The organism is Bacillus sp. FSL K6-4563, assembly GCF_038630405.1.
Classification (GTDB): Bacteria; Bacillota; Bacilli; order Bacillales; family Bacillaceae; genus Bacillus; species Bacillus pumilus.
The window spans coordinates 395,244-409,284 of the sequence record NZ_CP152030.1; the positions used below are offsets into that span (position 1 = coordinate 395,244).

Sequence of the window (14,041 nt, forward strand, 5' to 3'; positions counted from 1 at the left end):
ATAGATGAGTTCATTTAAAAGGGATCAAGTTCAAGACATGTATTATCTGTCACCGATGCAAGAAGGCATGCTGTTTCATACCCTCCATCACCAAGAAAAGGGCTTTTATGTAGAGCAAATGGATATGAACGTAAAGGGCACACTGCGTCATGACTTACTTGAGAAAAGCATGAATGTCATCGTGGAGCGGTACGATATTTTTCGTACCGTATTTCTCCACGAAAAAGTGAAGCGCCCTGTCCAAGTTGTGCTGAAGAAACGTCCTTTTACGCTTGATGTGGTGGACATGCAGAATCTTTCTGAAGACGAACAGCTTGTACGTCTTGAGACATTTAAACAACAGGATCGCCTGAGAGGATTTGACCTTTCGAAGGATGCTCTCATGCGGGCAACAGTTTTCCAAACGGGCCCTGCCAGCTATCGCTGGATATGGAGCTATCATCATATCCTTCTTGATGGCTGGTGCTTTGGGCTTGTGGTGCAGGAGTTATTTGCGATTTATCATGCCCTTTTACATGACATCCCTTACAAACTGGAACCGGTTAAACCGTACAAAGAATATATTCAATGGCTTGAAAAACAAGATAAACAAGCATCACTTCAATATTGGCAGCAATCATTAGCCGGGTTTGATGGACAATCTACCTTTAAAGAACAGAGAAAGCAAACGAATGAACATGAATTAGGCGAATTGGAATGGTCGATGAGCAAGGGAGAAACAGCTGCTTTATCAGAGTTAGCGTTCCAGCAAAATGCAACGTTAAGCAGTGTGCTGCAATCGGTCTGGTCAATTCTGCTGAGCAGATATCAGCGGTCAAATGATGTGCTGTTTGGCACGGTTGTGTCGGGACGTCCGGCAGATTTGGCTGGTGTTGACAGAATGGTTGGCTTGTTCATCAATGTCATCCCAAGAAGAATTCAGCTGACAGATGACATGACATTCCGTTCTCTTCTGTCAGAAACGCAGCAGCAGTCTCTTGCAGCCGAGCCGCATCAATATATTCCGATTTATGATATTCAGGCAAAGACAGGTCATCAGCCACTCATTGATCATATTGTCGTGTTTGAAAATGTCCCAGCCGCAAAGAAGGACGAGCAAGAGGCGCGGTTAGGATTTACTGTGGAAAACATGAATGTGTATGAAAAATCGAACTATGATCTCAATTTGCTGGCATCACCAGGAGAACAATTGCAATTGAAGCTGGCCTTTAACAAAAAAGCATTTGATCCTCAATTTGTTCAACGGTTAAAGGAGCAGCTGATTCTATTGATGAGCGAGGCGATCAAGCATCCTGATCAATCGGTTCATACACTTACACTTGTCACGAAACAGGAAAAGCAGCTGATTCTTGAGGAATGGAATGCGCCCGAGCTTGAGCATGACCAGCTATATTTGTCGAAATGGTTTGAGCATAATGTCCGCAAACAGCCGAATGCGGTCGCATTATCAGCAGGTGAGCACACGATGACATATGCGGAGCTGAATGAACAAGCTAACCGATTGGCAAGACATTTGCAAAAAAATGGGGTCACGCATCAAACGGTCATCGCCATTTTAGCGGGCCGCACGCCTGAACTGATTGTCAGTCTACTTGCTGTCTTAAAAGCAGGTGCAATCTATGTGCCAATTGATCCCGATTATCCAGAAAGCCGCATTCAATACATGCTTAAAGACAGCGGGGCAACGCATCTACTGACTCACTCATCCTTTATCGGTCAAGTGAAGGGACTTGCGTTTGATGGAAAGTATCTGTTTGCAGATGATCAAGAAATTTCACTGATGAGCTCAGAGAATCTGCCGCTTGAAGCAGCCTTACACGATACGGCTTACATCATGTATACGTCTGGTACAACAGGTCAGCCAAAAGGCATCATGACGACCCATTCCAATATTGCCCGGGTGGTCAAAAATACAAACTACTTAACCATTTCAGAAACAGATACACTGCTGTCATTATCCAACAGCGTATTTGATGGCTTTACATTTGATGTGTATGGCGCACTTTTAAACGGAGCGAAGCTTGTCTTGCCGAAAAAAGAGACCATTTTAAACATGGGCGAGCTGACGGGATTGATTAAAAGGGAAAACATTTCTGTCATGTTTGTTCCAACGGCATTATTTAATCTCCTTGTTGATGAAGAAACCGACTGGATGCGTAGTGTGCGCAAGGTGCTATTCGGAGGAGAGCGAGCATCGGTACAGCATGTGAGGAAAGCCTTTGCTGTCATGGGGAAAGGCAGACTCATCAATGTCTACGGCCCAACCGAATCAACAGTATTCGCCACTTATTATCCAGTCGATGAGGCCCTGCCGATGGAAGCGCGTTCGATTCCAATCGGAAAGCCGCTCAACCAGACGGGTGCTTATATATTGAGTCAGCACAGGCAGCTTCAGCCGATTGGAATGGTCGGAGAGCTTTGTCTGAGCGGCAAAGGGCTTGCGAAGGGGTATTTGAATCGTCCTGATCTGACAAAACAAGCCTTTATCGCGCATCCATTTGCTGCGGGAGAAAGGCTGTATCGTACAGGAGACTTGGCTTATTTTCGAACGGACGGTTTGATTGAGTATGCAGGCAGAGTGGATGATCAGGTGAAAATTCGCGGTCACCGAATTGAGCTGTCAGAAATTGAAGCCCACCTTCTCATGCATCCAGGTGTAAAACAAGCGGCTCTTATAGCTGATCAGCATAACACGCAGCATACAAGGCTGCTCGCCTATATGACGTGTGAGGAGGAGTGGAAGGATAAACTGGATGTGATCAAATCAGGGCTGAAGGAAAAACTTCCGGCTTACATGCAGCCTCATGACCTGATCAGACTTGAGAAAATACCACTTACGCCAAATGGAAAGGTTGATAAACGTCAGCTGCCAAAGCCAGCGTTGCCTCAAGGAAACCGTCATGTGAAGCTTCCGGTAAATGAGGTAGAACAAAAGCTACTTGTGATGTGGCGGGAAGTGCTTGAACGAGAAGATATCAGCACAGATGACCATTTCTTTGAGCTTGGCGGGCATTCATTAAAAGCGATGTCGCTTTTATCCAAGATGTCGAAGGAATTCGATGTTCAGGTGCCTATTCACTTGCTGTTTGAGACGCCTACCATTGAAGCAATCAGCCGTTATATTCAACAGCAGGATCAGGAAGCAGCCGGCTATCTTGTATTCAATGAATCTCAAACGCCAACAGTCTTTGCTCTACCCCCATTACCAGGCTATGGCTTTATCTATCAGGAAGCCGCAAAAACGCTCGACGGTGTTCGTTTGATCGCCTTTGACTTTATTGAAGCTGATCACCGAATCACGCAATACGTTCAGCATATCCAGCACCTTCAGCCTGAAGGACCGCTGACTTTGATGGGTTACTCTGGCGGGTGCTACCTAGCCTTTGAGCTTGTTCAATCGCTCGAACAAGCAGGGCGGACCGTCGAAAAAGTCATCATGATCGATTCCTATAAGAAAATAGGAGAAAGTGATTTAGAAGGACGATCCATTGATGACGATATTGCAGCGATCGTCCATCAGTCGAAGCAAAGCGAACTTGCCCAAGCGGAGCTCATTCAAGACGCGCTTGCTCAAAAAACGAGGGCTTACTATGAAACTTTTGTTAAGGGGGTGAACCAAGGAGAGATACAAGCAAACATTGACTTTATCCAATCCGAAGAGCACATTGCGATACCAGAATGGATGGAACATTGGGAAACTGCAACGACCGGCGCTTATCGACAATTTCAAGGCTATGGTCAGCACGCCGACATGTTCAAAAACAAAGAATGTGCCGCCCGAAATGCACAGCTAATTAAAGAAATAGTCCATCATAAAAATAGAGAAACAGTCTTGTGAACTTTAGATGAGGCAGGGGTGCACATTGGCAGCCCTGCCTGACAAAAAAGGGAAGGAACTCATATGAAACCATCAACCATTAATCAATCGAATGTACATGAATCAATGGATACGATTTTACAAGATGTACAGAAAACCATTTTACAAACCAACGAAATCGAACGCTTCGCTGTTTTTTCTCGTGAAAAAACCATTCGACCACGGCCATATCACCTCTCTCATTTATTTCTAGACCAACACATGGAGCAGGAGGCCGCAGCTGAATGGATACAAACGCAAATGGCTTCACCTGCTTTAGCGGACATGCCCCCAGCCATTTCCTATGGAGGGGATATAGATGTTCGTGCAGGAGCTCAAACCTTGCAGGACGCTCTAACTGAGGCAGCCAAAACAACAAATGGGCTGACTTATATCATCAATAGTGAAAACGAGCTCACGCAATCCTACGCGCAGTTAAAGGAGGATGCCGAGCGGGTGTTGACGGGTTTAAGGGCACTAGGGCTTGAGCCAGGAGATCCTGTGTTCTTTCAATTTTCATCGAATCATGCGATGGTCACGGCTTTTTGGGCATGTGTGTTAGGCGGATTTGTCCCAACACTTGTGTCGGCAGCCCCGACCTATCGGGAAATGAATGCCTCAGTGAAGAAGCTTCATCACGCTTGGGACCTGCTGGAGCACCCGCTCATTCTCACGGATGACTCGCTGATTGATGAGGTGCAAGGCTTGGCTTTACTGTGGCATACAGATCAATTACGTGTGGCAGCCGTTGAACCAATGCTTACTTTAGATAGAGATCTAGAAGTACACCCAGTCACGCCCGATGATTCCGTCTTTTTTATCTTAACGTCTGGAAGTACGGGGATGCCCAAATGCGTAGAGCATTCTCATAGAAGTGTGCTGGCGAATGTCAAAGGAACAGTGGCAGCCAATGGGTTTACACAAGAGGATGTCTCGTTAGACTGGATGCCATTAGATCATATTGGCGGCATTGTCATGTTCCATCTTGTCAATGTGTACACAGGCTGTGAGCAAATTCGAGCAAGAACAGATGACTTCATCGCTCAGCCGCTGCGCTGGCTTGACTGGATGGACCGTTATCGTGCAACGAAGACATGGGCACCTAACTTCGCATTTGCGATGATCAATGATTATGAGAAAGAAATCTCTTCGGGATCGTGGGATCTTTCTGCTATGACTTGTATGATCAATGGGGCAGAAGCGGTCGTACCGAAGACGATTCACCGGTTTTTACACCTGCTCGCTCCGCACGGCTTAAAAGGAGACGTCATCAGACCAGCTTTCGGCATGTCAGAAATCTCATCAGCCGTTGTCTTCTCTTTTGCGATTGAGCGGGGAGATGAAAACAGCGGGGTACTGACCTTTGAGGAAACATCGCTGACAGAGCAGCTAAGACCAGCAGAGGCACGCGAAACTGGAACCGTCAGCTTTACAGAGCTCGGGAAACCGATTCCGGGTATCACGATTCGTATCGTCAACCATGAGCATGAGCTTCTTCCCGAAGATCATATTGGTAGCGTGCAAATCAAAGGGCCGACGACAATGAAGGGCTATTACAAGAATGACGAAGCGAATCAAGAGGTTTTTCAAACAGAGGGCTGGTTCCACACGGGTGATTTAGGTTTTCTGCATGAAGGAAGACTGACATTAACCGGTAGAGAAAAAGACATGATCATCATCAACGGGAAAAATTATCACAACTATGAAATTGAAGCCATGGCAGAGGAAGTACCCGGCGTAGAAACAAGCTTTGTGGCAGCTTGCTCCGTTCGGATGGAGGCATCTGCATCCGATGAACTGATTCTCTTTTTTACACCGAAGCTGTATGAGCCTGCTTATATCATGAGGGCTAGCCAGCACATTAAAACCCATATTGCGACAAAAATGGGTCTTTATGCATCAAGGATTATTCCTGTCCAGAAGCATGCCTTTCCGAAAACAAGCTCTGGAAAAATAGAAAGGGCACAGCTCAAGACAAGGTGGCAGGAAGGTGAATTCGACGAAATCATCAAGGAACTGGACATCAGACTTGAAAATGAACACACCTTGCCTGATTGGAGTTATCAAAAGAAGTGGACACCCGCTCCGCTTCATGAAACGGAAAAGCAAACAGAAGGGGACATGGTGATCTTTGCAGATGAGTTAGGGCTGGCAGATCAATTGAAATTCCTCTCAAACCATGAACAAACCTATATCACGGTTGAACCGGGTCAAGCATTCACACAACTCACACCCACTCACTTCATCATCCACCCGAATCGGCCGTCAGACTACGAACAACTCTTTGAGACGCTCCGTTCGTATGGCGTTTCGGTGAAACAAATCATTCACCTTTGGAACTACACAAACAAGAAAGACACATTACAGGCGGAAATAGCGAAGGAAGCACAGAAAGCTGGCAGCATGAGTGCATTGTATGTAACAAAAGCGATCGCCGCCTATGAGGAACCTGTAGAGATGACCTTTGTCTCCGCTCATGCGATGAATTTGCCAGAAGACAAAGTACATCATGTGGAAAAAGCAACAACAGCGGGATTGATGACAGCTGTTCAGCATGAATGGCCGTTTATCAAGGTGCGATGTCTTGATTTTTCTCTAACAGAATCGGTTGGTCATTCTCATGTATCGGCGATCATGACAGAGCTCATACATGGCACAAGTCATCATGTCGCTGCTTATCGTGAAGGTGTTCGTTATATTCCTCTTATAGCGCCGCTTCATCTGGAAAGAGAACAAAAGAGGAAAAAACCGCCATTTGAATCATCCGGGCTTTACGTGATGACAGGCGGGCTTGGCGGAATAGGACGGATGCTAAGTGAACATCTTCTAACATCCTATCACGCGCATCTTGTGCTGCTTGGAAGAAAGGCACGAGAAGCTTTAAGTGCGGAGCAGCAAGACGTATTGACCTCACTTGAGAAACAAGCGGAAAAACGCGGCGGCACTGTTCATTATGAAGAAGTGGACTTGACGAATGCAAAAGCCCTTGAAGCCCTTATCTCGAGACAAGAGGTGGCTCATGGAAAAAGGCTGCATGGTGTGATTCATTTCGCTGGCATCATTCAAGAAGAGCTGCTTGCGGACATGACGTCTGCGTCCTTACATGCGATGTACGAAGCAAAGGTATATGGCACGATTGCGCTTCATGAAGCGGCTTCTAAACGGCAGAATGTCTTATTTCTTTCTAGCTCATCAGCACGAACGTTAAAGGGCGGGATGACCGTAGGCGCTTATTGCGCTGCCAATGAGTTCGTTGAACAATTTGCTCATTATCAGAGGCTGACATCTACCGTGAAGCCTTACTGCTTTAGCTTTAGCATGTGGGATGAGATCGGCATGAGCGAGGGTTCGATGATCAAAGGCATGTTAAAAGAAAGAGGCTATCTTCCGATTCCGAAGCGGGCGGGCTTGCAGACGATGCTGGCATGTTTGATGACAGATGCACCTCTCATTTATATGGGATTAGATCGGTCGAAGCAGGACATTCAAGAGATGCTTCATGCGAAGAGCCGAACAGAGAAAGCCGTGTATGTCTTTTTCAAAACCGACAAAACAAAAGCCATTGAAGAACGGCTGTATCAGTCCATTTATACGTCTTTGCAGTCTCATATATCTGGTGAATATTCCGTCCATCTATTTCCTGAGGAATATTGGAAAGAATCAGAGGATGGCATGCCGGATGAACCGTATTTTAAAGCACTCATTGAGGAAAGTGGCCAGGAAGCCGAGGACAGAGCGCCTCAAACGGAGACGGAGAAACTTTTGGCAAGCATTTGGTCCGAACTGCTTGATGTCTCAAATATCAGCTGTGGTGATCATTTCTTTCTACTCGGGGGTCATTCACTCAAGGCGACGCAAATGCTGTCTGCGGTGAGACAAAAAATGGGGTTTGATGTGCCTCTCGCTGTTCTTTTTGAGCATACGAGACTTGGGGAATTAGCGGCATGGATCGATTCGCATGCAAAAGTGGATGAAGCGGTACAGGTGCGGAAAATGGCAAAGGGTCAGAAGATTCCGATGTCCTATGCCCAGCAAAGACAGTGGTTTCTCTATCAATTACAGCCTGATCTGCCATTTTACAATAATACAATTTCCTTTCGGGTGAATGGATCTTTAGATGTGAAGGTGCTTCAGCGCAGTCTTCAGCAAATGGTGCAAAGGCATGAGGCGCTTAGAACTTCCTTTACCATGAGCGGCGATGAACCGGTGCAGATCATCCATGAGCATATGACCCTTCCAGAGCTTGAAGTGGTGGATCTATCAGATCTGACGTCACAGGAAGAAAAAGAACAAAAAGCGGCTGAGTGGGCAAAAAGAGAGGCAAGCACAGCTTTCCGCTTAGAGCATGATCCGCTCTTTCGGGTAAAACTGATTCGGTTGTCGGAAACAGATCATTTGCTGCTGATGTCCATTCACCACATTGTGTCAGATGGCTGGTCGGTTGGGATTGCCGCAAGAGAGCTGTCTGAATGGTATACAGCGATGATTGACAAGAGAGAGCCTGATCTTTCGCCGCTGCCAATACAATATGCGGATTACGCCCTATGGCAGAAGGAGTATTTGACTGGAGAGACGCTCCAAAAGCAGGTTTCCTATTGGAAGGAGCAATTTGCTGTCCCTGTAGAAGATTTGGTTTTGCCGTATGACTACCCGCGGCCAGCCGTTCAATCCTACAAGGGAAAAACGAAAAAATACCACCTGTCGAAGTCGCTGTCTGAGCAGCTGGCAGCTCTTTCTAAAAAAACAGACAGCACCCTTTATATGACGCTACTGACTGCCTTTTCTACCTTGCTGCACCGTTTGTCTTCACAGGATGAGTTTGTGATTGGATCAGTCATTGCTGGGAGAAATCGGACGGAGATGGAGCAGCTCATCGGATTTTTCGTCAATACGCTGGCACTTCGGATCGATCATAGCGGGAATCCTGCTTTCACTGACCTATTAGAACGGGTGAAAGAAACAACAATGGGCGCTTATGCGCATCAGGATGTGCCGTTTGAGATGGTCGTAGATGAGCTGAATATTGTACGTGAGGCTGGCAAACAGCCGCTGTTTCAGGTCATGTTCGTTTTGCAAAATCTGCCGCTAGAAGCTTCTCCGATGGGGGAGGCGACATCTGTTTTAGCCATTGAAGATAACGATACCGCCAAATTCGATCTATCCCTGTTTGTTTTTGAAGGAGCGGAGGGTCTTCAATTAAAACTGGAGTATGATGTGGACTTATTTTCTGACGATACGATGGACCGGTTCCTTCGGTACTACGAGCAGCTGCTTGAGCGTATTTGTGAAAATCCAGCACAGCCGATTAGACTAATGAATTACCTGCCAGAAAAAGAGAAGCATCAGCTGCTCTATGAATGGAGCGGCAAAACAGATCAGCCTGCAGGCCCGCTTCTCATCACGGAACGGTTTGAAGCGCAGGTGAGAAAGTCACCCGATGCCATCGCTCTCGAATTCGGGGAAGAGCAGTGGACGTATCGTGTGTTACAAGAGAAAGTCGACCGGCTTGCGGCTTCTCTGCAGCAGCGAGGTGTGACGCCGCATGAACCAGTAGGGCTGCTCATCGACAGGTCGCCTGAAATGATTCTTGGGGTGCTGGCGATTGTGAAAGCAGGAGGCGCCTATGTGCCAATTGATCCTGAATATCCAGATGCCCGCATTGATTATATGCTGAGGGATACAGGTATTCAGCTGTTACTGACAAAAAATAAATGGCTGAAAAAGGTGTCCATCAGTCAAACCGAACTCATTTGTCTTGATGAAGGATATGAAGAATTTTTATCAGAAGCAGAACTCATACCTGCTGCCTTAAAACCTGATGGACTCGCTTATATCAATTACACCTCAGGATCAACTGGACAGCCAAAAGGGGTATTGATCCCGCATCAAGCAGTCATCCGGCTTGTCTGTGAAACAGATTATGTCACCCTTGATGAACATACGCGTATGTTACAAATTGCCAGCTTCTCCTTTGATGCCTTTACGTATGAAATATGGGGAGCCCTGCTAAACGGGGGAAGACTGATCCTGACCGATCGAAATACGATTTTATCAATGGATACACTGGCTGATACACTGACATCATACAAGATCACAACAGGATTTTTGACGGTGCCGCTGTTCAATCGATTGACAGAGGAACATCCAGAAGCTTTATCTGGATTCGATGCATTATTGGTCGGTGGTGATGCGCTCTCAGCTGCTCATATTCGCAAGGCACTACCGTATTTACCGGAAGGGCTTTTAAACGGCTATGGACCAACTGAGAATACGACGTTCTCCTGTGTGCATCACATTCGTTCATTAGACGAAGGGCAGACGACCGTTCCTATCGGTCAGCCAATTGCTTATTCACAAGCCTATGTATTAGACGACCAGCTGCAGCCGGTTCCGCAGGGTGTCATTGGAGAAATCTACGTTGGCGGAACAGGGCTGGCACTCGGCTACCTTGGAGATGAAGAAAAAACATCGCAATCATTTATCCCGCATCCTTTCCATAAAGGAGAGCGTTTATATAAAACAGGTGATATGGGCCGCTGGCTCCCAAATGGCATCATCGACTGCCTTGGAAGAATGGATCATCAAGTGAAAATACGCGGACATCGCGTCGAATGCGGAGAAATTGAAGCCGCTATGCTGAGTGTTGAAGACATCGTAGAATGTGCGGTTATTCCGCATCAGCACGAGAGTGGTCATAAGCGCCTGATCGGTTACTTTGTCCAAAAAGGTGCATGGACTCAGCAAGACCTTCGACGCAAGTTAAAAGATAGACTGCCAGATTATATGGTACCGAGCCTATTCATAGAGCTCGAGGAACTGCCGCTCACGCCAAACGGCAAGGTAGATCAAAAGCATCTCCCGCCGCCAGTGTGGAGACAGGAAGAAGCAGACAAACCAGCAGATCAGGCACTCAGTGAGGGAGAACGGGTGCTGGAAAAGGTGTGGACTCAGCTTCTTGGCACTCCTTCAATCGGTGTTCATGATAACTACTTTGAGCTTGGCGGAGATTCTATTATTGTCATACAAATGGTGGCACGCCTAGCACAGGAAGGCTACATCATACAGCCGAGAGATGTATTTGAAAAACAGACCATTTCACAGCTGGCACGCGCTATGAAAAAAGCAGATGTATCTGTGTCCTATGATCAATCACCTGTTACAGGAAATGTTCGTCTGCTTCCAATCCAATCTTGGTTTCTTGAACAATCGATGACAAACCAAGATTATTGGAATCTATCAGCGCATATTGAATTCAAGCAATCGATACAACCCGAGCAGTTAACACAAGTTCTTTCAAAGCTTGTCGATCATCACGATATGCTGAGAGCCATTTATACAAAAGCAACAGACGGTACATGGATTCAAACCGTTCGCGCGCCTGGCATCATTCCTTGTGTCACTTTCGTTGATTTGACGGATATTTCTCACGAGGAAGCGCTAGAGCAAATTCGCTTGGAGACAAGCGCTTGTCAAGGAACATTGTCATTAGAGCGGGGAGAAGTGATCAAAGCCATTCTTTTTCAGACAAGTGATCGTACGTCTGAACTCTTTATCGCAGCCCACCATCTTGTGATGGATGGAATATCGTGGCGCATCATACAGGAAGATGTATTAAACGGGTTAAAGCAGGCTGCGGCAGGGCAGGAGATCACGCTTGCAAAGAAAACCGCTTCCTATCAGCAGTGGGCAGAGGCACTCTATGAATATGCACAAACCGATCAATTACAAGAGCAGGTTCCTTTTTGGGAAAAGATTATGAATCAAGAGGAAGAAGGTTCGCCTTTTCAACCACCTGCGCTTTTCAATATAGAAGAACATGCAGAGATCCTGACTATTCAATTGACGAAGGATCAAACAGACATTTTACTAAGGCACGCATCACAAGCGTACCGAACAGAGGTCAACGATTTACTCCTGTCAGCACTTGCGCAAGCTGTTGGAAAGCCAATACTGATTACGTTAGAAGGGCATGGACGCGAGGATTTATTTGAACAGATGGATTTGTCACGGACAGTCGGCTGGTTTACAAGCTCTTATCCTATTTTTATTCCTTTTATTCAAACCGATGTTGAGAGACAAATTAAAGATGTCAAAGAAACCTTAAGAGCTGTGCCGCAAAAGGGGATCGGCTATGGCTTACTTCAATACATGACAGCATCTCGTTTACTTAAAACGGCAGCGCCGCAGGTGAGCTTTAATTACCTTGGACAGTTAGATCAAATAGATGGTGAGGCAAATCTGTATATAGCAGATGAACGAAATGGACATGTACATGACCCAAAAGCAGAAAGACAGCATTTGATCGATGTGTACGGATACGTTGTCAGTGGTCAGCTTCAGATGAATTTTATGATCAATCGTGAACTGCTTCAGGAGGAAGAGGTGCGTCAGTTACCTGAACGATTTAAAGAAAAAATGGAGGGCATTTTGACGCATTGTGTAGAGGCAAAAGGCGGCTTTACGCCATCTGATTTTCCAATGGTCCAGCTGACGCAAAAGCAAATAGATGAGCTTCCAGACAATGTGGTAGATGTGTATCCATTATCTCCGATGCAGCAAGGGATGCTGTTTCATGCACTGTTAGATCAAGCATCACAGGCGTATTTTGGTCAGGTGCATATGACACTCGAAGGCTTAACGGACGGCGAAGCCTATGAAAAAGCATGGAATCTGCTTGTGGAACGTCATTCGATTTTACGGACAAGATTTGCTTGGGAGGGGCTAAAGGAGCCTGTCCAATTGATTCAATCAGAAGGAAGCATTCACCTCACTCAGCACGATGTGCGCCACCTGAGTGAAATGGATCAGAAGAAAACTATTGAGCGTTATTTACAATCCGATCGTTCAAAGGATTTTGATTTGGAAAATACGGCTGAACCGCTCATTCGTATCGCTTTGTTCCATCGTGACGAGAAAACTTGCACGTTTGTTTTTAGCTTTCATCATATTTTAATTGATGGCTGGAGCCTGTTCGGCTTGATTGAGGAATCCTTTTCAATGTATCGCTCGCTTGTGGATGAACGAGAGATGAACCTTCCTGCTGTGCGTCCATACAAAGATTTTATTGAGTGGTTGCAAAAGCAGGATCAAGAGAAGGCACAAGAGTTCTGGAAACATTATATGTCAGGAGTAGAGGAAGTCACACCACTTCCAGGAGACGGAGAGCAAGCCTCGGATGAAGGAGCAGGTATTGATCAAATTAGTATCAAACTGACGCCTGAAATGCAGCAGAAGCTGGAGAAAATGACAGGGACACAGAAGGTCACGATGAGCACACTGATTCAGGCGGCATGGGGTCTGCTCTTGCACCTTCATTCAGGCTCAGAGGATGTCGTGTTCGGTGTCACAGTATCTGGCCGGCCGGCGGACTTACCAGAGGTTGAAAGCATGACAGGGCTCTTTATTAACACCTTGCCGCTTCGTTTGCCGATCACACCAGACAGGACCATTGCCGAGCTGCTTACGCAGACGCAGGAAACGGTTTTTCACATGCGAGAATTCGAGTATACCGTACTCCCAGATATTCAGCAGATGACCCAAATTCCGAATGGAGAATCATTGTTTAACAGCATTGTCGTGTTTGAAAACTACCCGATTGAATCTGTAGAGCCGTATGGTGTACGGATCTTAGACATAGCTAGTCATGAAGAAACCAACTATGACCTGACCCTTGTGGCTGTCCCGGGAGATACGCTGGAGCTTCGGGTCACATACCGCTTCAATCAATATAAAGAAAAACAAATACAATCGCTGATGCAGCAGCTGGTCCATACACTTGAAGCCATGACAGAACAAGTGGAGACACCACTCTCTTCCTTCACGATCGTGACAAATAAAGAAAAAGAGCGGATGATCACCGATTGGGCGAAAAACGCACAAGTCAGCGTGCTGTACCCAGATCAAGAAGAGGTCTATTCAGTTATTCATGATCCTTCGTGTGAGACGGAAATCTATGTTCTGAGCGAAGAGCATCAGCTCATGCCGGTAGGATTTCCTGGAGATATTTTTATCGGTGTAAAGGATATCAAGGCACCTTGCGGAGAGCTTGCCGATTGGATGGAGACGCATAAAATTCCGCATCCATTCAAACATCAAACAGGCGAATACCTCTATCCGACAGGGGATGTCGGCGTTTGGACTGAAAAAAACAAGATTCAGATTTTGGATTGGGTGTAGGAGGAGAAG

The 14,041-nt window shown here is 46.3% G+C and carries 2 protein-coding genes; both read left to right on the top strand.

Annotated features, from left to right (window positions below; translation table 11 throughout):
• The first annotated feature begins 4 nt into the window (after positions 1-4).
• Positions 5-3,838 carry a non-ribosomal peptide synthetase gene (locus tag MHH54_RS02030; RefSeq protein ID WP_003214012.1) on the top strand — a complete coding sequence of 1,278 codons (3,834 nt, stop codon included), beginning with the start codon at positions 5-7 and terminating at the stop codon, positions 3,836-3,838.
• 63 nt (positions 3,839-3,901) lie between these two features.
• The gene (locus tag MHH54_RS02035) at positions 3,902-14,032 is read left to right on the top strand and encodes an amino acid adenylation domain-containing protein (RefSeq protein ID WP_342500609.1); all 10,131 of its coding nucleotides are present in this window, start codon (positions 3,902-3,904) and stop codon (positions 14,030-14,032) included.
• Positions 14,033-14,041: the final 9 nt, after the last annotated feature.

Excerpts from the sequence above, each read along its gene's own strand:
- MHH54_RS02030 (WP_003214012.1), top strand. The coding sequence starts at position 5 with ATGAGTTCATTTAAAAGGGATCAAGTTCAAGACATGTATTATCTGTCA.
- MHH54_RS02035 (WP_342500609.1), top strand. The coding sequence starts at position 3,902 with ATGAAACCATCAACCATTAATCAATCGAATGTACATGAATCAATGGAT.